17 protein-coding genes are annotated in these 21,449 nt (G+C 69.0%); 4 read left to right on the top strand and 13 right to left on the bottom strand.

The features are described 5' to 3' along the window. Window positions 1-139: 139 nt before the first annotated feature. The 6 genes from ACTWP8_RS33075 to ilvD form a co-directional block, all read right to left on the bottom strand. Complete coding sequence (locus ACTWP8_RS33075) at window positions 140-1,021, bottom strand: ABC transporter permease (RefSeq protein ID WP_443325768.1); 882 nt, start codon at window positions 1,019-1,021, stop codon at window positions 140-142. After that, window positions 1,018-1,965, bottom strand: coding sequence for an ABC transporter permease (locus ACTWP8_RS33080; protein ID WP_443325769.1), 948 nt, complete (start codon window positions 1,963-1,965; stop codon window positions 1,018-1,020). The genes ACTWP8_RS33075 and ACTWP8_RS33080 overlap by 4 nt, the downstream gene beginning before the upstream one ends. Before the next feature lie 27 nt (window positions 1,966-1,992). After that, window positions 1,993-3,516 carry an ABC transporter substrate-binding protein gene (locus tag ACTWP8_RS33085; RefSeq protein ID WP_443325770.1) on the bottom strand — a complete coding sequence of 508 codons (1,524 nt, stop codon included), beginning with the start codon at window positions 3,514-3,516 and terminating at the stop codon, window positions 1,993-1,995. Between the two features lie 77 nt (window positions 3,517-3,593). After that, the gene (locus ACTWP8_RS33090) at window positions 3,594-4,406 is read right to left on the bottom strand and encodes an SAM hydrolase/SAM-dependent halogenase family protein (RefSeq protein WP_443325771.1); all 813 of its coding nucleotides are present in this window, start codon (window positions 4,404-4,406) and stop codon (window positions 3,594-3,596) included. Between the two features lie 148 nt (window positions 4,407-4,554). Further along, window positions 4,555-5,334 (bottom strand): SDR family NAD(P)-dependent oxidoreductase, encoded by a 780-nt coding sequence (locus tag ACTWP8_RS33095; RefSeq protein WP_443325772.1) that lies wholly within the window; start codon window positions 5,332-5,334, stop codon window positions 4,555-4,557. 16 nt (window positions 5,335-5,350) lie between these two features. Continuing rightward, on the bottom strand, window positions 5,351-7,033 hold the full coding sequence (ilvD, locus tag ACTWP8_RS33100; RefSeq protein WP_443325773.1) for a dihydroxy-acid dehydratase: 1,683 nt from the start codon (window positions 7,031-7,033) through the stop codon (window positions 5,351-5,353). Between the two features lie 257 nt (window positions 7,034-7,290). Here ilvD and ACTWP8_RS33105 point away from each other — a divergent pair, with 257 nt between their 5' ends. The 3 genes from ACTWP8_RS33105 (at window position 7,291) to ACTWP8_RS33115 (ending at window position 10,980) form a co-directional block, all read left to right on the top strand. Beyond that, entirely contained in the window at window positions 7,291-8,070 is a 780-nt protein-coding gene (locus ACTWP8_RS33105; RefSeq protein ID WP_443325774.1) for a YmdB family metallophosphoesterase, read from the top strand. Window positions 8,071-8,201: 131 nt separating this feature from the next. After that, window positions 8,202-10,061, top strand: a complete 1,860-nt coding sequence (locus ACTWP8_RS33110; protein ID WP_443325775.1) for an MFS transporter — start codon at window positions 8,202-8,204, stop codon at window positions 10,059-10,061. 100 nt (window positions 10,062-10,161) lie between these two features. After that, a complete protein-coding gene (locus tag ACTWP8_RS33115) occupies window positions 10,162-10,980 on the top strand; it encodes an S-methyl-5'-thioadenosine phosphorylase (RefSeq protein WP_443325776.1) in 819 nt (272 codons plus the stop codon). Window positions 10,981-11,034: 54 nt separating this feature from the next. On the opposite strand, the gene ACTWP8_RS33120 is transcribed toward ACTWP8_RS33115, so the two are convergent. From ACTWP8_RS33120 to ACTWP8_RS33150, 7 genes are all read right to left on the bottom strand, one after another. Next, entirely contained in the window at window positions 11,035-12,465 is a 1,431-nt protein-coding gene (locus tag ACTWP8_RS33120; RefSeq protein ID WP_443325777.1) for an aldehyde dehydrogenase family protein, read from the bottom strand. Between the two features lies 1 nt (window position 12,466). Further along, window positions 12,467-13,414, bottom strand: a complete 948-nt coding sequence (gene panC / locus ACTWP8_RS33125; protein WP_443325812.1) for a pantoate--beta-alanine ligase — start codon at window positions 13,412-13,414, stop codon at window positions 12,467-12,469. An 88-nt stretch (window positions 13,415-13,502) separates the two neighbouring features. Continuing rightward, the gene (locus ACTWP8_RS33130) at window positions 13,503-14,888 is read right to left on the bottom strand and encodes a pyridoxal phosphate-dependent decarboxylase family protein (RefSeq protein ID WP_443325778.1); all 1,386 of its coding nucleotides are present in this window, start codon (window positions 14,886-14,888) and stop codon (window positions 13,503-13,505) included. A 2-nt stretch (window positions 14,889-14,890) separates the two neighbouring features. Then, the gene (gene asnB, locus ACTWP8_RS33135; RefSeq protein ID WP_443325779.1) at window positions 14,891-16,903 is read right to left on the bottom strand and encodes an asparagine synthase (glutamine-hydrolyzing); all 2,013 of its coding nucleotides are present in this window, start codon (window positions 16,901-16,903) and stop codon (window positions 14,891-14,893) included. A gap of 32 nt (window positions 16,904-16,935) precedes the next feature. Then, window positions 16,936-18,255 carry a glutamine synthetase family protein gene (locus ACTWP8_RS33140; RefSeq protein WP_443325780.1) on the bottom strand — a complete coding sequence of 440 codons (1,320 nt, stop codon included), beginning with the start codon at window positions 18,253-18,255 and terminating at the stop codon, window positions 16,936-16,938. Between the two features lie 17 nt (window positions 18,256-18,272). Then, window positions 18,273-19,145 carry a 3-methyl-2-oxobutanoate hydroxymethyltransferase gene (gene panB, locus ACTWP8_RS33145; RefSeq protein ID WP_443325813.1) on the bottom strand — a complete coding sequence of 291 codons (873 nt, stop codon included), beginning with the start codon at window positions 19,143-19,145 and terminating at the stop codon, window positions 18,273-18,275. Window positions 19,146-19,332: 187 nt separating this feature from the next. Further along, entirely contained in the window at window positions 19,333-20,010 is a 678-nt protein-coding gene (locus ACTWP8_RS33150; protein WP_443325781.1) for an RraA family protein, read from the bottom strand. 357 nt (window positions 20,011-20,367) lie between these two features. On the opposite strand from ACTWP8_RS33150, the gene ACTWP8_RS33155 reads away from it, so the two are divergent. Continuing rightward, window positions 20,368-21,420 carry a branched-chain amino acid aminotransferase gene (locus ACTWP8_RS33155; RefSeq protein WP_443325782.1) on the top strand — a complete coding sequence of 351 codons (1,053 nt, stop codon included), beginning with the start codon at window positions 20,368-20,370 and terminating at the stop codon, window positions 21,418-21,420. Window positions 21,421-21,449: the final 29 nt, after the last annotated feature.

Consider the following 21,449-nt stretch of genomic DNA (forward strand, 5'->3'; position numbering starts at 1 on the left):
CCCCGGTCGAGCGCGAAGGACACCTCACTCACCAGTTCCATGCCCCGGCCGGCGACGCTGAGCTGATCCACGGTCAGTGCGGCCTGCTCGCGCGGCGGGCGTTCCCGGGCCGGACTCGTACGGGGACGTGCGGTGGTCATCAGCGGTCCTCCAGACGGGGGTCGTAGCGGTCCCGCAGGCCATCGCCGAGCAGATTGAAACCCAGGACGGCCAGCGCGATCGCCAAGCCGGGCCACAGCGCAAGACCAGGTGCCACGGGCAGAAGTTCCTGTGCCTCCTGGAGCATGCGGCCCCAGGAGGGTGTGGGCGGCGGGGTACCGAAGCCGAGGAAGGAGAGCGCGGCCTCCGCGAGCACCGCGATCGCGAAGGACACCGAGGACTGGACGATGACGAGCGCGGCGATGTTGGGCAGCACGTGGTGGACGGCGACACCCGTCGTCGACCGCCCCGCGGCGCGGGCGGCCAGCACGTACTCGGAGCTCATGACCTGCAACGTTCCGCCGCGGGCGACACGCGCGAACGACGGCACGGTCGCCAGCCCGATCGCCACCATCGCGGTGACCGTGCTCGCGCCGTACACCGCCCCGAACATGATGGCCAGCAGCAGTGCGGGGAACGCGAGTTGGAGGTCGGTCAGCCGCATCAGCGCCTGCCCGAGCCAGCCGGGTTTCATACCGGCGACAATGCCCAGCGGGGTGCCCAGGAGGGACGCGACACCGACCGACACCACGCCGACGAGCAGTGTCGTGCGCGCGCCGACCATGAGCTGGCTGAACACATCGCGGCCGAACTTGTCCGTGCCCAGCCAGTGCTCGCTGCCCGAGCCGAGCAACCGCGTTCCGGCGTCGACCCGGACCGGGTCGTACGGCGTCCACACCAGGGACACGCCTGCGGCCACCACGACCAGGCCGATGAGGCCCGCGCCGGCCACCAGGCTCGGGTTGGCGTCCCGGAGAAGGGCAAGGGTGCGCGCTTTGGCGGGCGCGGTGGTCGGCGGGGTCCTGCCGGCCGGCGGCGTCATCGCAGCCTCCGCAGTCTGGGGTCGAGCACGGTGTAGCCCACATCCACCAGGTAGTTCACCGCGAGCACGGCCACCACCAGGACCATCACCACGCCCTGCACCAGCAGTAGGTCGCGGTTGCCGGTGCCGTCGAGGAGCAGGCTGCCGAGGCCGGGGACGACGAAGACACGCTCGACGACCACGGCACCGATGAGCAGTGTGGCGAGCTGCAGGCCGAGCACGGTCACCACCGCGACGGCCGCGTTGCGCAGGCCGTGCCGCGCGAGCGCGCGGTAGGGGCCAAGGCCCTTTGCGCGTGCCGTCCGCAGGTAGTCCTCCCGCAGAACGTCGAGGACCGCGGAGCGTACATAACGGGTGAGCACCGCGCCCTGGACGAGGCCGAGCGACCCGGCCGGCAGGATGAGCTGGCGGGCGAACCGGCCCACGCCCTGCGCGGGGGGCGTCCAGCCACCCGACGGCAGCCACTTCAGGCGCACGGCGAAGACCGAGATGAGCAGGATTCCGGCGAGGAACGCCGGTACGGCCACGCCCACTTGGCTCAGGCAGGACACGATCGTGCCGCTGACCCTGCGGTGGCGGGCCGCGGCCCACACGCCCAGCGGCACGGCGATCAGCAACGCGATGATGGTGCCCGTGGCGACGAGCCACAGCGTCACCTGTAAGCGGTCGGCGATCTGCGGTCCGATGGGCGCCCCGGTGAGGTAGGAGATGCCGAACCGGCCGGCGGGCAGGCCGGTCACCCAGGACAGGTACTGGACGGCCAGCGGACGATCGGTCCCGAAGCGGGCCCGCGTCGCGGCCAGCGCCTCCGGCGTGGCGTTGACGCCGAGGGCGACCTGCGCGGGGTCACCCGGCAGCACCGCCATGAACCCGAACACGGCCACCGAGGCGAGCACGAGGCCCACCATGAACACGAGCGTGCGCTTGAGCACTTCCACCAGCACGACGTCACCGCCCTCGCGGATCCCGGCTCACGACGAGACCTTCAGCGCGGTCAGGTCGAACGACTCGCCAATGCGGTTCCTCGGCAGCCCCTTCACGTCCTGCGTGGCCACGATGAGGTTCGGCGCGACGTACAGCCAGGCGGCCGCGGCGTCCTCGGCGATACTCCGGGCGACCCTTCGCATGCCCTGTACGTAGCCCTTCTCGTCGGCCCGGACCGCCTCGGCCAGCAGCCGCTTGACCCGGGGGTTGTCGTAGCGCCAGTAGTAGTCGGGGTCGCCGAACGTCACGATGTCGCGCGGCTCGATGTGATTGATCAGCGACATGTCGTAGTCGGCCCGGGTGAACACGAGATCCAGCCAGCGGGCGGGGAACTCCAGGGGCTCGATGTCCGCCGCGATGCCCACCCGTGCCAGTTGGGACTTGACCACCTGGGCGGCGGACACGGCGTACGGCAGGTTCGGGATCCGGAACCGGAGGTCGAGCCGTGGTTTGCCCGCCTCCGCCAGCAGCCGCCGGGCCTTGTCCGGGTCGTACGGGTACAACCGGGAGAGGTCCTCGTACCAGGGGTCGTGCGGCGGCACCATGCTGCCGATGAGCGTGCCGCGGCCCGCCCAGGAAACGTCCAGCAGCGCCTTCCGGTTGACAGCGTGGTTGATCGCCTGCCGGACCCGCTTGTCGTTCAGCGGCGGCCGCGAGCAGTTCAGCGACAGGAGAACCTCGCCGTTCGTCGTGCCTTCCACGACCTGGAACCTGTCGGTGTCGAACTGCTGGAGCGCATCCGGGGTCTGTACCGCGGAGATCACATCGATGCCGCCGGTCAGCAAAGCGTTGTTCAGCGCGGTCGGATCCTTGAAGTACTTCAGGGTGACCGTCTTCAGCGACGGCTTCGCACCCCAGTACCTTGGGTTCGCGCGGAGCGCGATCGAGTCGCCCCGCCGCCATGCGTCCAGCACGTAGGGACCGGTCCCGATCGGTTTGTTCGCCAGGTCGGAGACGCCGTTGCGGGAGAACATGGCACCGACCCGGGTCGTCATCTGGAACAGCCAGTCGTTGCTCGGGCGGGCCAGGACCACCTTGACCTCGGTGGGCGAGACCACCTGCACCGACTCGACGACGTCCATGGCCTTCTTCAGCGACACGGTCCACGCCGAGGACTTGACCCGCTCGATGCTGAACTTCACGTCATCGGCGGTGAATCTCTTGCCGTTGCTGAACACGACCCCCTTCCGCAGTGTGAAGTCGTAGGTTTTGCGGTCGGGGCTGACGGTCCAGGACCGGGCGAGGAGCGGCCGGACCGCGCCTTTCTGGTCCGCCTTGACCAGCCCCTCGTAGACGTTGACCAGCAATGCCTCGGGGATCGCGGCACCGTCGGTACGGGTGAAGTCCAGGTTCGCCGGCTCGGCGGCGAACCCGATCGCAAGCCGGTCACGGGCGCCGGACGCGGAGGCCCCGCCGGACCCGGCGGAGCAGCCGGCAGAGGTCAGGGCGAAGGCGCCGAGGGTGAGCAGCGCAATCAGCAGCGGGATGAGCCTGGGGACGGGTCGTGCCATCGTGGACCTTCTCTGGATGAGGGGCCGCCGCCGCCGGGATCTCCGGCGGCGGCGGGGCTTCGTGGCTGCGCGGACGGTCAGATGACCTCGACCGTCAGCTCCGTCCCGGGCGTCAACGGGTAGCTCTGCAGGAAGCTGTCCTGGTTCAGGCCGAAGGCCAGCCGTCCCCGGCTGTTGACGTAGGCCAGCGGATCCCGCACCCCGACCTCGCCGAACGTGCGGTGGAACGGGACGTCCAGCACCGTGCCGTTCGCCACCAGGCGGATTTTCCTGCCCGCGAGGTCGCCGCCGTCATCGAGCAAGTTCTGCGGGATGTTGGTCCACACGTTGCCGAACTGCTTGTCAATCCGTACGACCGAGGCCCGGATCCCGTCGGGGGTGACGGTCACCGGCGCGTGAGGCAGCCGGACGATCTGCTCTGCCTCGATCTTGGATCCCACCGTCTCCAGCGGGACCCCGGCCGCGAGGTGTGCCGCGCACGCCACCACCACGTCCCTTCCGTGCCAGGTCGGGGTGACGGGCGTGTTCATCACCTCCGGCGCGGTGACCTCGTACGCCTCCTGCACGGCAACGGCCTCGATGGCGTAGGTGAGCAGGCCGTTGTTCGGGCCGACGAGCAACTGGCCCTTCTCGTTGCGCACCGCGACCGCGCCAGTCTCCGTGCCGGTCTCGGGATAGACGTAAGCGCAGATGATCGTGGATGCCGGAAAGAAGTCCGGCACGTCCTCAAGACACAGCGCTCCCTCAGCCACGTCGAAGGGCGTCACCTGGTGGGTGATGTCGACGACCGTCGCGTCCGGACAGATGCGGTGCATGAGCCCCTTGCCCAGGGCGTGTGCCTCATCGGCCACGCCCACGTCGGAAAGGTACGCGATAAGGGGGCCTGTCATGGGCTCCTCCTTCGTTTAATGCGGTTCTGGAACCGGCGAATTCGATATGGCCGCCCCGTGCAGGGCGATAAGGAAATCCTTGCGATGACCGCGGCGGCAGCGCATCGGTGAATGGTCACATTCCGCGCTACGACCTTCGGGCAGCAGCTCACCGGGCCAGGTAGCCGCCGTCGACCGGAAGTACCGCGCCGGTAATGAACGACGCCTCGTCCGAGGCCAGGAAAAGGATCGCGTTCGCCACTTCCTCGGGCTGCCCGAGGCGCCCCATCGGATGGGCGCGGGCCATCGTGTTCAGATACTCGGGGCCGCCCGGCTCGCTGCACAGTCGGCGCACCCGGTCGGTCTCGATGGTGCCCGGCGCCACGGCGTTGACGCGGATCCCACGGTCGGCCCATTCGACGGCCAGGTGCTTGGTGAGCCCGGACGCCACGAACTTGGCCGGGCCGTAGGTGCTTTGCCCGGCCTGACCCGCGAGGCCTGAGATCGAGGAGAGACACACGATCGTCCCGCCGCCGGCCTCCAGCATCGCCTCGATCGCGTACTTGCAGGTGAGGAACATGCCGCGGCCGTCGACCGCGAGCACCCGGTCCCAGTCCTCGGGCGTCGCGTCCACCACGTTCACCAACGGGATGATGCCGGCGTTCGCCACCAGGACGTCGATGCGGCCGTGGTGCTCCCCCGCGGCGTCGATCATGCGCCGCGCGTCATCCGGCACCGACACGTCCCCGGCGACGGCCTCGGCCGCGGCCCCGGCGTCGCGTAACTCGTCGCACAGGGGCAGCACCGCGGCGCCGTCCACGTCCGCGAGGACGAGACGCGCGCCCTCCCGGGCGAAGAGGAGCGCGGTGGCGCGGCCGATTCCCCTGGCCGCCCCCGTGATCACGCATGTCTTGCCGGACAGTCGACCGCGTCCGGTACTGGTTTCCATCTGGCCTCCCGGTTCCTCACTCGCACGCCACTGTCACCGCGCCTTGGGAAGCGCATCCGACCAGCGTCCGGTACTTCGTCATGACGCCGCCGGGACAGCCGCTCGGCCGCGGCGTCCAGTCGGTGAGGCGGGCAGCGAGCTGCTCTGCGGTCAGATGCACGGACAGGATTCGGCTGGGTATGTCGAGGGTGACGGCGTCGCCTTCCCGCAGCGCCGCGATCGGGCCTCGAGCCGCGGCTTCGGGAGCCACGTGGCCCGCCATCAGGCCGCGCGTCGCGCCGGAGAACCGGCCGTCGGTGACCAGCGCCACCTCGGTCCCCAGGCCCTGGCCCACGAGCGTGGCGCTCACCCCCAGCATCTCCCGCATGCCGGGCCCGCCCCGGGGGCCCTCGTACCGGATCACCACAACGTCTCCTGCGACGATCCGCCCGTTCTGCACCGCGTGCATCGCCGACTCCTCGCAGTCGAACACCCGCGCAGGACCGGTGTGCACGAGACGGTCGACGCCGGCGGTCTTCACCACGCACCCGTCCGGTGCGAGGTTTCCCCGGAGCACGACCAGCCCGCCCGTAGGGTGCAACGGCCGCCCCGGCGGCGCGATCACGTCCTGACCGTGCCGTACGGTCCCGGTCGCGATCTCCGCGGCGAGCGTCCTGCCGGTCACCGTCACCTGCTCACCGTGCAGCGCGCCGGCCTCCAGCAGGCGCCGGCCGACCAGCCGCGTGCCGCCGGCCCGGTCCAGGTCGACCGCGGTGTACCGGCCGCTGGGACGCAGGTCCGCGATCAGCGGCGTGTGCGAGCTGATCGCGTCGAAATCGTCGATGGCGAGCGGGATCCCCGCCTCGTGGGCGATGGCCAGCAGGTGCAGCACGAGATTGGTGGATCCGCCGGTGGCTGCGCCGGCGGCGATCGCGTTCTCGAACGACGCGCGAGTCAGGATGCTTCGCGGCGTGCGGCGCTCCTCCAGCGCCCGCAGGACGAGCGCGCCCGCCTCGCGGCACACGTCCGGCTTGCGGGCGTCCAGGGCGGGCGGGTCCATCGAGCCGATCGGGGACAGGCCGAGGAACTCCATGGCCATCGCCATCGTGTTCGCCGTGTACTGGCCGCCGCAGGCACCGGGTCCGGGGCAGGCGCTCTGTTCCAACTGCAGCAACTCCTCGTCGTTCATCCGGCCGACGGCGTTGCTGCCGACCGCCTCGAACACGTCCTGCAGCGTGACGTCACGGCCCTGGAAGCGCCCGGGCAGTACCGAACCGGAGTAGACGATCACGCTCGGCAGGTCGAGCCGGACGTGGGCCATTGCGGCAGCCGGAATCGTCTTGTCGCAACCGACGATCGTGACCAGCGCGTCAAAGGCGTGGCCGCGTGCGACCAACTCGATGGAGTCGGCGATCACTTCGCGGCTCACCAGGGACGTCTTCATGCCCTCGGTGCCCATCGTGATCACGTCGGACACGGCCACCGTGTTGACCTCCATGGGCGTCCCGCCCGCCACGCGCACGCCCTCGATCACCCGGGCCGCCAGGTCCCGGTGCGTGAGATTGCAGGGCATCGTCCCGATCCAGCAGTGCGCGACGCCGACCACAGGCTTGCGCAGGTCGTCCCTGGACAGGCCCATGGCATGCAGCGCGGCGCGGGCCGGCGCCCGGTCGCGTCCCTCGAAGCGGTCATGGCGCCCGGGGGGCGCGGTTTCACTCATGGTTCTGCCTTCTCAGCCTCATGAATTGCTCGCGGCGCCTCATGAATTGCTCGCGGCGCAGGAGTCGGCATATTAGTCACCGGCACTGAACCGATATCAACTCTTTCCGGGCAGCCGTCAGATGCGGGCGCTAGGCGGTACGCCCGGCTGTGACGAAGGGCGTAGAAGCGGATGTGACCATGTGGCGATGCGCGGCGCGAGGGCACAGACGATGATTCTTTTCCACGAAGCCGGGGGAAGAGAGGTCAGACGAATTCGTGATCGTGATATTCATTGGTGACATCGTGGGCGCGGAAGCGGCCCGGTATCTGGCCGATCGGGTCCCGCAACTGCGGGCGGGCCACGGCGCGCACGCCGTCATCGCGAATGCGGAGAACTGTGCGCCCAATGGGCTCGGCATGGCCCGTGCCCAGATCGACATGCTGCTGCAGGCCGGTGTCGACGTGATCACGGGTGGAAACCACTCGTGGGACAGCGCGGAGTCGGTCGAACTCCTCGACCACCCGCGGGTCGTGCGCCCGATGAACGTCGCGGAGGGCGTGCCCGGGCGCGGGCAGATCCTGCTGGAGACGGCTGCCGGCCCGCTGAACGTGATCAACCTCGCGGACGGCGTTGCCCTGCGCCACGTGAAGGCGCTGGACGGCAAGGTCCTGCCCGCGTACCTCTCCTGGTCGCAGGCCGGCAAGGAGGGCACCGTGCTGGTGGACTACCACGGTGACCTGGTGATCGAGAAACAGATTTTCGCGTACGCGGCCGACGGCCAGGCGGCCGCGGTCCTGGGAACCCACACCCACGAGCCCACGCTGCCCATGCACCTGCTGCCGGGCGGCACCGCGTTGGTCTGCGACGTCGGCATGACCGGCCCATTGGGCGGGGTGCAGGGTTTCGACCCCGGGCCTCTCGTCGCCAATCTCAAGCAGCGCGGCAACGCGTTCGCCGGACCTCTCCCCAGGCCGCTGCGCGGCGCGCCCGTGCTGGGCGCCGTGCTGTTGGAGGTCGAGGACGGTAAGGCCGTGCGGCTGGAGCGGCTGCCCTGACCCGTGAGCCCGCGGGAACCGAGCGGGGTTCAACGACCCTCCGCGCGGCCCAGGGCGACCGACGCGAACCGTCGCGGCGGCGGCCCCTCCGGACACGACCGCTGCCCAAGTGGAGCCAGATCACCATGGAGATGAGCAGCACGCTTGACGATGACCGGCCCGGCGTATCGCCGCCGCCGCATCCACCCCCGGACCCGCACCGCTGGCGGGCGTTCTTCGTCGCTCTGGTCGCCGTCTTCATGGATCTTCTGGACAGCGCCATCATCAACATCGCCGCGGCGTCGATCCAGAAGGGTCTGAACACCAGCAACGGCGAACTGCAGTGGATGTCCGCGGGCTACACGCTGTCCTTCTCGCTGCTGTTGATCCCGGGCGCGCGGCTCGGGGACATCTTCGGACGCCGCCGGATCCTCCTCACCGGGATGGCCGGATTCACCGCCGCATCACTGCTGTGCGGTGTGGCCCAGACACCCGCGATGCTGGTTGGCGCCCGCGTGATGCAGGGGTCAATGGCCGGCCTGATGGTCCCGCAGGTCATCGCGATCATCCACGATGCGTTCCCGCCCGAGGAGAGGCAGCGCGCGTTCGCGATCGCGACCAGCGTGATCGGTCTGGCCCCGATCCTTGCGAACGTGCTCGGAGGGGTACTCATCGAGCTCGACCTCTTCGGACTGGACTGGCGGCCGATCTTCCTGCTCAACGTGCCGATCGGGCTGGTGGTGCTGGCCATGGGGCCGCGGCTGATCCGCGAGTCGTGCCTTCCGCGACCGCCGCGGCTCAACGTGATCGGCATGCTGATCCTCTCCACCGGACTGGTCCTGCTGATCTACCCGCTGATCCACGGCAGCGAGACCGGATGGCCCGCGTGGACCGTGCTCGCGCTGATCCTGTCGGTACCGGTGCTGGGCCTGTTCGTGCACTACGAGTTCCTGCTGGCCTCGCACGAGTCCCTGCGACAGGCCGCCCGGAAGGGCCGGCACCGGGTCCTGAAGGCCAACATGCCCCTGATCCCCTTCTCCTCCTTGCAGAACCGCACCTTCGTCGGCGGGCTGCTGGTCACCATCGCACTCTTCTCCGGCGTCTCGTCCTTCCTGCTGATTGTGGCGTTGTTCCTGCAGGCCGGGCTCGGCTTCTCCGCGCTGGGCGCGGCCAAGGCATCCCTGGCGTGGCCGCTCGTCGCCACGCTCGCGGCCGCGGTCGCACCGCTCCTCCAGAAGCGGTTCGGGCGGCGGCTGCTCAGCCTGGGTGCCATCCTGCTCGCTCTCGCCATGACGTTGCTGATCATCACGGTCCGCCTCCGCGGCGACGACATCAACGCCTGGGCGCTCGTCCCGGCGATGGCGCTGGGCGGTGCCGGCACGGGCGTGATCGTGTCGGTCCTGTTCCCCTTCGTCTTGCACGACGTCCCGCTCGAAGACGGCGGATCGTCCTCGGGTCTGCTCAACTCCGTCATGCAGTTCAGCAACGCTCTCGGGGTCGCCTTCATCGGCGTGGTCTTCTTCAGCCAGTTGGGCAGCGCGTCGGCGATGAGCGCGGACAACGTGATTCCCCAGGTGCGCTCCGAGCTGCGGGCGATCGGCGTGTCCGCGGACTTCCAGGAGCGGATCGTCGGGCGCTTCCGTATCTGCATGCAGGACCGCGGTGAGCAGCCGGATTCGTACCGGACTCCGGAGAGCTGCCTGCGACTGCAGCAGGACGCCGCCTCGGCGCCCGCCGACCAGGCCCCCGCCGTGCGGGAGGTGGTCGCGTCAGCGACCACCCTGGTCATCAAACGGAGCTTTTCCCGTGCCCTGCAGAGCGCGCTGCTGTTCGACGCGAGCGTTTTCCTGCTCTGCGTGGGTCTGGTGTTCCTGCTGCCGCGCAAGCTGACGGGGCGAGCACCGTCGGCGACGGTTGCCGTGGCCACCGCGGACCGTGCGCCCCCCGGACGGCGGCACCGCCTGGCGCGTTCCGGCCGGCCCGAGCGCAGCGCCCAGCACGCTCGCCGTTGAGCGGCGGAAGGCAGGCACGTTGCCCGGCCCGTCCGGTCGTGCTCGCCCGGCCTGCAGTACGGCACGGGCGTACTGGAAATCCAGAAGATTGGGAGTGTTCATGAACCCGTACCCACAGGCGGACATCGCCGTCATCGGCGGAACCGGCTTCTACTCGTTCCTGGACGGGGCAGAGGAGGTCACGGTCACCACCCCGTATGGGGATCCCTCGGACCGGGTGGTCATCGGCAGTGTCCATGGGCGGTCGGTGGCCTTCCTGCCTCGGCACGGTCGCGACCACCGCTTTCCGCCGCACCGGATCAACTACCGCGCCAACCTGTGGGCCCTGCGCGCGGTCGGCGTCGGCCAGGTCATCGGGCCGTGCGCGGTGGGCTCGTTGCGCCCAGAGCTGGGCCCGGGCGCGGTCGTGGTGCCCGACCAGCTCGTCGACCGCACCGCCGGCCGCATCCAGACGTACTTCGACGAGGACGCGGTGCACGTCACCTTCGCCGACCCCTACTGCCCGAGCGGTCGCTCCACCGTCCTGAAGGCGGCCGCGGAAGGCGCCTTCCCCGTCGTCGACGGCGGCACCATGGTCGTCATCGAGGGGCCTCGGTTCTCCACCCGGGCAGAGTCCCAGTGGTGCGCGCGGCAAGGCTGGTCCCTGGTCAACATGACCGGTCATCCCGAAGCCGTACTCGCCCGCGAGATAGGCCTGTGCTACACCTCGGTCGCCCTCGTGACCGACCTCGACGCAGGCATCGACGCCGACTCGGCGGTGGCGCACGAGGACGTCCTGCGTGTCTTCGCGGAGAACGTGGGCAAGCTTCGCGACCTGCTGCGGCTGGTCGTCACCGCGCTGCCCGACGTACGAACGTGCGCGTGCCCGCGGGCGCATGACCGGGTAGACCTGCTGCACACCCCGCCGACGGGCGCCTGAAGCCTTACGAACCCAGGATCGCCCGGGGGCGGGCGATCCTGGGTTCGTAAGGTTTCAGCGCTGTCGGTGGTGCTCTTGCCAGTGCCTGCCGAACAGCACCCTCTCATCCGGGAACCGCGCTGGAATCGGGTGAGATATCAGCGTGTAGTTGAGGAAGTGGCGCCATGTGATGTTCCCCGAGGTGCTGCATCCGCCCCAGCTCCCGCTGGAAAGCGTCGTCGTGAACGGCACGCCGCTCTCGAAGCTTCCCGTGTTGGTCATGGTCGACTGGTTCACCACCACCCGGCAGGTGTCCACCGCATCTGCGAGCTGCGCCACCCGGTCCGGCCGGTTGCTGTAGATGCCGCAGCTGTGGCCGCGACCGCAGCGGTCCGCCAGAAGCTGTACCAGTTCCACGGCCTGCGAGAAGTCGTCGAAGACGGAGAACGTCAGCACGGGTGCGAGTTTCTCCCGCAGAATGGGGTCATCTCGTTCCGGATCACTGCTCGCAAGCACCAGGAGCGCCATCTTTTCCGGCTGCTCCACGGGTATTCCGGCCATGTCTGCGAGTTCCGGCGCCGGACGGCCTATCGCTTCCCGGTTGAGCGCCGTGCCGTCGGGCCAGAGCAGGGTGCGCAGTCGGGCGGTCTCCTCTTCCGTGCACATACGAGCGCCCCGGTCGACCAGCGCGGTGGAGAATCGGTCAGCGATCGACGCGTGGACCAGTACGTTGCTTTCCGACGAGCACGGCGTGCCGTTGTTGTAGCCGGCTCCCGTCACGATCTTCTCGCACGCGTCCATCACGTCGGCGGTTTCGTCCACCACGACCGTAGGGTTTCCCACCCCCGCGCCGATCGTCGGGGTCCCGCTTTTGTAGGCGCGGCGCACTGTTCCGGCACCGCCTATGGCGACCACGTAGTCCGCCGCGGCCATCAGCTCGGTACTCGCCGCCCTGCCCGTGGCCTCCAGGCACTGGACGAGGTCCGGCGGAGCACCGACCTCGGCGAGCGCGCCCCGGATGAGTTGAATCGTTTCCCTGGCCGTGCCGGCTGCTCGTGGGTTCGGGGTGAAGATCGCCGCATTGCGCGTCTTGAGCATCGGCAGCGCGTTGCAGATGATCCCGGGCGCGGGCGCTGTGGCCGGCGTCGCCACGGCGATCACCCCCAGCGGCTTGGCGAGCTTGCGCAAGCCCAGTTCCGGCAGGTCCTCCACGACTCCCGCGGTTCGCTCACCGTGCAAATCGCGGGCTACCCCAAGGACCCGTCGCCGCTGCAGCGCGTAAAGGTGCTCCGGATCGCCCAGGGATGTCTCGGAGTGGCTGAGCACGGCAAGCCGCCGTGCGTTGTCCTCCCGATAGCACTGCCAAGCGACCGCGGACACGATCTCGTCAACGCTTTCCTGGGTCCACGACGCCGCTTCCGATTGGGCGGCGCGGGCACGGCGCATCGCCGCGTCCACAACCTCGGTGATCATGTTCTCCTTTGTGGTGAGCATGGTGCGGAACACGTCAGGCCTCCAGGGCTTGCGAGGCGGGGAAGGCCCGCGCCGCGGGCATGGGCGATTGCCGGCGCACGGCACTTCGTGGCTCGCGTCCGGCCGCCCCGCGGATCGCCAGGGGCACGCTGTCGACCAGATGCGTGTCGCCGACCCCGGCGGCCAGCGCGAGGATCGCCCCGCCGGTGAACTGGTCGGGGACCTCCTCGAAAGTCGCCTCGTCGACCAGCACCAGCGACTTGACCAGCAGCGGGGGATCCAGCCGTGCCCCCCGGTCGAGCACGTCCCGCGTGGCCTTGAGGACCGCTTGCGGTCCGTTGGATGCTTCCGCCTTCCCTGCCATCAGCGACTTCGACATCGTCAGCGCGGTGCGCCGCTCCGCCGGCGACAGGTAGACATTGCGGCTGGCCTTCACCAGCCCGTCCGGTTCGCGGACGGCGGGCACGGCGACGATCTCCACGGGGAAGTCGAGGTCGGTGACCATGCGACGCACCGCGACCAGCTGCTGGGCGTCCTTCTCCCCGAAGAAGGCCAGGTCCGGCCGGACCAGGTGAAAGAACTTGGCGACGACGGTGAGCACACCGGGGAGAAACGCCGGGCGCAGCGCGCCCTCGTGAATGCCGCCCACCGGACCCGGCACGACCCGCACGTACGACTCGCCGGTGGGATACACCTCGGCCACTGACGGAGCGAAGACGATGTCGGCCCCCTCCCGTTCACACACCTGCAGGTCCGCGTCCAGCGTGCGCGGGTAGCGGTTGATGTCCTCGGTGGGCGCGAACTGCAGATTGTTGACGAAGATGCTCACCACCACGGTGGCTGCGCGCTGCCGAGCGGCGCGAATCAGGGCCGCGTGCCCGTCGTGCAGCGCGCCCATCGTCATGACCAGCGCGAGGTCACCGGGACGCGAGGGGTGCAGCGCGGCCGCCAGTTGCGACCCGGTGTGCGCGAGTATCGGCATTGCCATGATGTCTCCATTCCTTGCAGTGTCTTCGCGGCGTGCACCCGGCCCGCACTGGGCACCAGGGCCGGCACCACGCGGAGTCCTCTCACTTCGCGTCCACGCCGCAGCCGGCGATCGCGTCGAGCAGTTCGCGCAGCTCGGCCGGCCCGGTGTACGGGGACATCAGCGACACCCGCAGGTACTCCTCGCCGTCGAGTCGGGTCGAGGACAGGTGGAACCGGCCGGCGCTGCGGAGCCGTTGCCGCACCCGCTCCTGGTCGGCGCCGGCCGGGAGATAGCGGAAGCACATCACATTGCTCTCCGGACGGTAGGGGCACGAGAAGTCGGGTCGCTGGTCGATCAGTTCCCACAGCAGTTCGGCCTTGGCGTACTGCTGGTCCACGTACTCGCCAAGGGCTTGCTCACCGCGGCAGGCCAGGGTCAGGAACAACTTCAGGCCCAGCACCGGCTTGGTCGTCTCGAAGCTGCGCTGTCCCCAGTCCAGATCCACAGACTCGTCCCGGAACAGGTATCTGGCCTGCTGCTGGAACAGGCCGTCGAGGAAGTCCCGCTCCCGGAACAGAACGCCGGTGCACAGGGTGGAGGTGCGCAGCATCTTGTGGGCGTCCCACGACACGGAGTTGGCCCGCTCGATGCCGGCCAGCCGCCCGCGCCGCCGGGGCGACAACAGCGCGGCCGCGCCGTGCGCGCCGTCCACGTGGAACCAGATCCCCTCGTCCCGGCACAGGTCGGCCAGTGGCTCCAGCGCGTCGTGGAGCCCGGACGCGGTGACGCACGCCGTCCCCACCAACGCAATCGGGCGCCGCCCCCGGTCGCGCGCCGCGGCGATGGCGGCGGGCAGGCGGTCGAGGTCGATCCGGCCCCATCGGTCGGTCTCCAGCGGCCACAGAGCGGACTCGCCCAACCCCATGACCGCGACGCTCCTGCGCACCGAGTAGTGGCTGCTCGGCGCGGCCAGCACGGTCAGGTCCGGCGGGTTACCGTCCCGCCAGCTGCCGGGGCAGCCGTACGACCGGGCCGCCAGCAGGGCGATCAGGTTGCCCAGCGTGCCGCCGCTGGTCAGCGTGGAGCCGCCGGTACCGCTCCAGCCGATCTTGGCGAGCATCCAGTCGCACACGGCCCGGTCCACCGCGGACCCTCCCGGGCCCATCTCATAGATCAGCGTCGTGTTGTTGGTCACCGAGTTGATCAGATCGGCGATCACGGCGGGCGTGTCGGTGGGCGCGAGCTGATGGGCCATGTAGCGCGGATGGTTGAGGTTGGTGGCGAGCTCGCAGTAGTGCGACACGAAAGAGACCAGCTCGGTCACGCCCATGTCGCCACGGTCCATCCACTGCTGCAGCCCGAGCTTTTCGGCGACCTCGTCGATGGTCATGGCAGAGACCACCGGCGCATCGCCCCGGCGTGTGGCCTCCCGGTACCGGTCCAGTTCGGCGAGAACCGCGTGCCCGATCGCGCTCAGCTGACCCATCATCAGATTCCTCGGCCGGCGACGATCGGAGTCCGTGTGCCGTCGATGTTCTTGACCAGGATCCGGTCGATGTCCACGTGCGGAACCTCGAAGTCCACCGTGTACTGCTGCTCCAGCAGCAGGATGCTGAGCACGCGCATGTAGGCGTGGTTCAACGGGAACGGGATCCTGCCGCCGTCGCAGGCAAGCACCCGGTCGACCAGCCGCCGGACCCCGAGTTCGTCGAGCACGGACGAGGACCGCAGATGCGTCGGCGAGAGGATCTCATCCACCCAGTCGCCAGTGCCGCGCGGCAGCAGCGACTCCACGCCGGGGATACGCATGCCGAACTTGGGCCGGCGCGTGATCTGTCCGGGCAGCAGGGCCGCGTAAGCCTCGCGCAGGATGTACTTCTCCCTGGTGAGTCCCTTGAGCTTCCACTCCCTCGGCAGCGTGGCCGCGAAGTCGACCACGTCCCGGTCCATGAACGGGAAGCGCGACTCGATGCCGCAGCCCGCGCCGGGCCGGTCGGCCTGGCAGGTCATGCCGTAACCGATGAGCAGCGTCTGGAAGTCCAGCCACTGGGCCTTGCCGACGAGGTTGTCCGGGGCAAGACCAGCGACCCGGGCCTGCATCCAGGCCAGCAGCCGACGGTCGTCGTCGGCGATGTCGCCGTTACCGGAGATCAGTTCACCGGCCAGTTCGGACTCGAAGCGGCGCAGGTGCGTGCCGAGGTCGAAGGATTCGCTGGTCCGGTTCTTGGCGAAGAACCGCAGGATCTCTGCGGCTGCTGTCGGGTCGGTGTACAGCAGGTCGTCGAGGGCCTCGTCCAGCGCCCGCTCCTGCTCCCGGTCGAAACCCTCGTCCAGACAGGCTTCCAGAACCTTGGACTCCTTGATGATGTCGTAGCCCAGGAAGGCCTCGTCGGCGCCCTCTCCCCCGAGCACGATCCGTACACCGGACTGCCCGACCAGCTCGGCCACTATCCGGCAGGCGACCGGGGAGCTGCGGTGCAGCGGGACCTCGCACCGGTAGACCAGATCCGGGAACCGCTGGCGGATGTCGTCGCCGGTCACCATGACCGTGGAGTGCCGCGTGCCCAGCCGGGCCGTCATCACCTCCTGGTGGCGCGTCTCGTCGACCCCCTTGTCAGGCACGCGGATCGAGAAGGACGGCAGTTCTTCCGGCACGTGCTGACGGACGATCGAGGCGATGATGGAGGAGTCCAGACCTCCGCTGAGGAACACGCCGAGCGGATAGTCGCCACGCAGCCGGAACCGCACCGCCTGGTCGAGCGTCGAGCGCAGCCGCTCCTTCGCCTCTTCGAAGCCGAACTCCGGCCGGTAGTCAGGGCCCCTGTCCACCGGGATCCGGTAGTAGTTCCGCAGTTGTGCACCCTCGGGCCGCACGATGAGGACGTGGCCGGGTGGCACGCTCCGGATCCCGGCGAAGCAGGTCTGTCCCGGGATGGGAGTCCAGTACCTGCTGGTCTGCCGCAGCCCGGAGGGGGACAGCTCCCGGCGCACCTGCGGGAACGCGAAGAGCGCCTTGATCTCGGAGGCGAAGAACGTCGTGCCGCCCTGCTCGGTGTAGAACAGCGGCCGCTCCCCCAGCGGGTCCCGGCCGAGCAGCAGTTCTTTGCGCACCCGGTCGTAGAAGGCGAACCCGAACTGCCCGTTCAGCCGGTCCAGTGCCTCAAGGCCCCAGTAGGCCAGGCTCTTCAGCAGCACCTCGGTGTCGGACCGGGTTGCGAACGCGATGCCGTGGCCCTCCAGCTCGGCGCGCAGCTCCAGGTAGTTGAACACCTCGCCGTTGAAGCCGGCGACGAACCGGCCGTCATTGGTGATCATGGGCTGATGGCCCAGCTCCGGGTCGATGACCGACAGCCGGGTCGTGCCCAGGGTGAGGTCGCCGTCGTCGTATATTCCGGCTTCCTCGGGTCCGCGGTGGGCGACCGCCCTTATGCCCCGCCGTAACTTCTCGATTCGCTCGACCTGGGACAGGCCGCTCTTCAGAAAGCCGACAACTCCACACATAAAAGATCACTCATTCGATTCGATGGGTGGCTTCAGACCGCTTCGAGGTAACGCGACCGTTCCCAGTCGCTGACCTCGAGGTTCTGTGCCGCCGTTTCCCCCATGCCGAGCCGGCACAGGATTTCCACCAGCTCCGGGCCCAGCACCGACCTCACGAACTCGCTTCCGCGCAGCCGCGCGACCGCGTCCTCGATATGGCCGGGCAGCGGATCCGCCCCCGACGGCTCGTTGGCGTCGGAGCGGACGGCAGGGTCCAGTTCGAGTTGCTTGGTCATGCCGGTCAGTCCGGCGACGATCTGCGTCGCGACAGTCAGGTACGGGTTGGCGTCCGCCGTCGCGACCCGGTGTTCGAGCCGGGTGGCGTCCCGGTCGCGGACCAGGGCGCGTACGGCCGCGCTGCGATTGTCGATCCCCCAGGTCAGATGGGTGGGAGCGAAGGAATGGGCGACGGTCCTCTTGTATCCGTTGGGCGTGGGCACGGCCACCAGGTGTGTCTCGGCACAGTGAGACAGCAGTCCGGCCAGGTACGCCTTCGCCGCAGCGCTCAACTCCCCCTTGCCGGCGTCCCAGAACACGTTCTGGCCGGTGTCGTCGGACCACAGGCTCTGGTGCACGTGCAGGCCGCTGCCGGCCGCGTCGCTGAGCGGCTTGGCCATGAACGTCGCCAGGTAGCCGTGCCGGGCCGCGATCTCCTTCGCCGCGTAACGGAAGAACATCAGGTTGTCCGCCGCGGCGACCGCGCCCGCGTACCTCAGGTTGATCTCGACCTGCCCCGGGCCGTACTCGGCCTCGAACGCCTCGATCTCGATCCCGGATGTCTCCAGGGCCGTTCGGACGTCGGTCACCACGGGATCGAGGTAGGAGTTGTCGTGCAGGCTGTAGACGGGGATCCGGTCGCGGCGCGGCCGCAGGGTGTCCCGGTCCAGCAGGTAGAACTCCGTCTCCAAGCCCACGCGCGGCACCAGCCCGTCGGCCAGGCACTGCTCCTCCGCCTGCCGCAGAACGTAGCGCGGATGGAACGGCACCATCGCTCCGTTCGCGTCGACGACGTCGCAGAAGACCAGCGCGGTGCCCGGGCGCCATGGCACAACCCGCAGCGTGGAGAAATCGGCGCGCAGGAACACGTCGGGGTAGCCGGTCACCCAGTTGTAGGTGTCGTCGTGCACCAGATCCAGGGAGTAGTCGAGGCAGAACACGGCCCCGGAAAGGCACACCTCGGGCTCGTGCCCGCGCCGGAACGCCGAAGCCGGAAGCCGCTTCCCGCGCAGCGCTCCCATCGTGTCCACGATGGCCAGTTCGACGGTGTCGATCGCGTTCTCGGTCAGGAACTGGTCGACCTCTCGGGAATTCATACGGGGACCCCTGGCTCTCAGTGGAAGCAGTGTTCTGCGGCCGGGAACTGCCTGCTGCGCACTTCTCCGGCATACTGCGCGGCCGCTGTGCCGAGCACGTGCGCGAGGTCTGCGTACCGCTTCACGAAACGCGGTACGCGCCCGGTGCGCAGGCCGGTCATGTCCTGCCAGACCAGGACCTGCGCATCGCAGTCCGGCCCGGCCCCGATCCCGACCGTGGGAATCGACAGTTCGTGTGTGATCTGTTTGGCGGTTTCCGCCGGCACCATCTCCAGCACGACCGCGAAGGCGCCCGCCCGCTGCAGCGCCAGCGCGTCCTCGACCAGACCCGCTGCAGCCGATCCTCGGCCCTGTATGCGGTAGCCCCCCAGGTTGTGCTCGCTCTGCGGGGTGAAGCCGAGATGACCCATCACCGGTACTCCCGCGGCGACGACGGCCTCGACGTGTGGGGCAAAACGCCGCCCGCCCTCCAGTTTCACCGCGTGCGACCGCCCTTCCTTCATGAATCGCACCGACGTCCTGACCGCCTGCTCCGGCGACACCTGGTACGAGCCGAACGGCAGATCCGCGACCACCAGCGCGCGTTTCGTCGAGCGGGTCACCGCGCGTACCAGGGGAACCAGCTCGTCGACGGTGACGGGCAAGGACGTCTCGTATCCGTACACGTTGTTCGATGCGGAGTCGCCGACGAGCAGCACCGGGATTCCGGCTTCTTCGAAAATCGCGGCCGAGTACATGTCATAGGTGGTGAGCATGGGCCAGGGCTCGCTCCGCTCCTTCATCTCGCGGAGATGGTGGATCCGGACCTGTTTGGTCAGCGCGGCGCTGCGGCCACCCGAGCCGTAAGGCGCCACCGTCTCGTCGGCGGAAGCTCCGGCAGAATTGGTCATGATGGGGCTCCATTTCGGTTGTGAATTCCAGCGCTTCATCGGAAGCAGCGGCCCGTGATGTGGGCGACAAGCCACGAACCGGCCGCTCATGCTTGCGGCGGCTTGTCCGGCTGACGTGAAGTCAAGCAGAGGGCCCATGCAGACGGTATGGCGTATTCGCCGCGCCGACATCGCGCGCGCAGGGCGCTTACAGCACCCCGAAATTCTTGAAGGCCTTCGTCATCGGCGTTCCGGATGTCAGCGCGCGCAGCAACCCACGCTCGGCACGCGCCTTGTCGAGCGCCGCCGCCACCACTTTCTCGGCGAGCCGGCATGGAATTACCACGGCGCCGTCGGCGTCGCCGAAGACCAGGTCACCCGGTTCGATGCGCACGCCGTCGATCCGCACCGCTACGCGGTGTGCCACGGTCTCCTGCCTGCCCTTGGAGTCCCGCGGACCGGAACCGCCGGCCAGGACAGGGAGCCCGAGCGCCCGGATGGCGCGCGTATCCCGGACCAGGCCGTCGGTGAGGACACCGGCCGCACCGCGCGCGTGCGCGGCAGCCGACAACAGCTCACCCCATACCGCGAAATCGGTGGCACGACCGGTCGGGATGACCACGACGTCGTCGGTGGACAGCTCATCCACGGCCGTGATCACGCCCTCGTACGGCGCGCCCGAAGGGTCGTACACCCGTTGGATCAGCACGGAAAACGCGAAGCCGGCCAGCACCTGGTCCGGGGCGATCGGCGCGATCCCGGCCTCCAGACACTGCCTGGTATGGCCGAGGTCGTCGAGGATGTCGGACAGCAGCGCGGTGTTCAACTCCGTTCGCACTTCGGTGAGGTCGATGGCCGGATGATGGGGCTGTGCATCGGCGGTCAAAGCGAATTCCTCTCCTGGACCGGTTATTCACGGGGCCTGGGAGCGTAGCGGCCCCGCCGAACGAGCCACATCACGTATTGGCACAGCTCGTATCCTGTGCCGTGCGGCGGACCGGACGGCTCGAAGGCCGGCATCCCAGTCGCGTGATAACGACCGGCCAGTTACGCCATACCGCACGCCGCGCTGCTCTGCTTCGATCGGAAGAGGGCCGTGCAGTCCACACTCGGCCGGCCCCTGCCCTCGGAATTCGACTTCCCAGCGGAAATGAGTCAGCGGATGAACCTGGATTCCGTCGCACGCGGGCCGACACGCAATCGACGTAAGTCGTTGTTCGAGATCACCAGAACCACGCCCGCGATGACTGCGAAACAACGCCGCGCCCGCATGTCCCGACCGGGCTTCGGCTCCGTCTTCACGGAACACATGGTCTCGATCCAGTACGCGGACGGCCGATGGCGGGACGAGCAGGTGATGCCCTACGGTCCGGTGCCGTTCGATCCCGCAACGGCCGCTCTCCACTACGCACAGAGCATCTTCGAAGGGCTTCGCGTGTTCCGGGCGAGGGACGGCGGTGTGCATGCCTTCCGGCCGGACGCACACGCCCGCCGCTTCCGGGAATCCGCGCGCCGGCTGATGATGCCCGAACTGCCCGAGGACCTCTTCGTCGCCGCCGTGGAGGAATTGGTCCGATGCGACGAGCCCTGGATCCCCGACGATCTCGGCATCACGCTGTACCTGCGGCCGGTCATGTTCGCGACCGAGCCGTTCATCGGGCTTCGGCCCGCACGGACGTACCGGTTCCTGCTCATCGCCTGCGTCGCGGAGGCGCTGCTCGGCAACGACACCGGTGCGCTGTCCGTGTGGGTGAGCGAGGGGTACTCGCGGGCGGCGACCGGCGGCACCGGAGCGGCCAAGTACGCGGGCAACTACGCCGCAGCGTACCGCGCACAGGCCGAGGCCGAGGAGAACGGCTGCGACCAGGTGGTCTGGCTCGACTCGGCCAGCCGCAGCTGGGTCGAGGAGATGAGCGCGATGAACCTGTTCTTCGTGTTCGGGCGGGAGTCGCAGGCCCGGCTCGTGACCCCGCCGCTCACCGGCACCCTGCTGGCGGGGGTGACGCGGGACTGCCTGATGACCCTGGCCGGCGACCTGGGCTTGCCGGCCGTCCAGCGGCCGGTCTCGTTCACCGACTGGCGCGATGGAGCTCGCGACGGGCGGATCACGGAGACCTTCGCGTGCGGCACTGCCGCGCGGATCAGTCCGATCGGGCGGGTGCGCTCGCCGAAGGGCTCCTGGCTGATCGGTAACGGCGGATCCGGGCCGGTCACCCGTGAGTTGGAAGCACGGCTGTCAGCGGTGCAGAACGGGCTGGTTCCGGACACGTACGGCTGGCTGCACAAGATCGTGTGACGTCAAGCAGAGCAAACATGGTCAAGCGG

The organism is Streptomyces sp. 7N604, from assembly GCF_052245475.1.
Taxonomy (GTDB): domain Bacteria; phylum Actinomycetota; class Actinomycetes; order Streptomycetales; family Streptomycetaceae; genus Streptomyces.

Bases quoted from the DNA above. Each gene is read 5' to 3' on its own strand.
- panC (WP_443325812.1), bottom strand. From the start codon at position 13,414: ATGCCGATACTCGCGCACACCGGGTCGCAACTGGCGGCCGCGCTGCAC.
- ilvD (WP_443325773.1), bottom strand. From the start codon at position 7,033: ATGAGTGAAACCGCGCCCCCCGGGCGCCATGACCGCTTCGAGGGACGC.
- ACTWP8_RS33085 (WP_443325770.1), bottom strand. From the start codon at position 3,516: ATGGCACGACCCGTCCCCAGGCTCATCCCGCTGCTGATTGCGCTGCTC.
- ACTWP8_RS33090 (WP_443325771.1), bottom strand. From the start codon at position 4,406: ATGACAGGCCCCCTTATCGCGTACCTTTCCGACGTGGGCGTGGCCGAT.
- ACTWP8_RS33130 (WP_443325778.1), bottom strand. From the start codon at position 14,888: ATGGGTCAGCTGAGCGCGATCGGGCACGCGGTTCTCGCCGAACTGGAC.
- ACTWP8_RS33115 (WP_443325776.1), top strand. From the start codon at position 10,162: ATGAACCCGTACCCACAGGCGGACATCGCCGTCATCGGCGGAACCGGC.
- ACTWP8_RS33095 (WP_443325772.1), bottom strand. From the start codon at position 5,334: ATGGAAACCAGTACCGGACGCGGTCGACTGTCCGGCAAGACATGCGTG.
- ACTWP8_RS33155 (WP_443325782.1), top strand. From the start codon at position 20,368: ATGACTGCGAAACAACGCCGCGCCCGCATGTCCCGACCGGGCTTCGGC.
- ACTWP8_RS33075 (WP_443325768.1), bottom strand. From the start codon at position 1,021: ATGACGCCGCCGGCCGGCAGGACCCCGCCGACCACCGCGCCCGCCAAA.
- panB (WP_443325813.1), bottom strand. From the start codon at position 19,145: ATGACCAATTCTGCCGGAGCTTCCGCCGACGAGACGGTGGCGCCTTAC.
- asnB (WP_443325779.1), bottom strand. From the start codon at position 16,903: ATGTGTGGAGTTGTCGGCTTTCTGAAGAGCGGCCTGTCCCAGGTCGAG.
- ACTWP8_RS33140 (WP_443325780.1), bottom strand. From the start codon at position 18,255: ATGAATTCCCGAGAGGTCGACCAGTTCCTGACCGAGAACGCGATCGAC.
- ACTWP8_RS33110 (WP_443325775.1), top strand. From the start codon at position 8,202: ATGAGCAGCACGCTTGACGATGACCGGCCCGGCGTATCGCCGCCGCCG.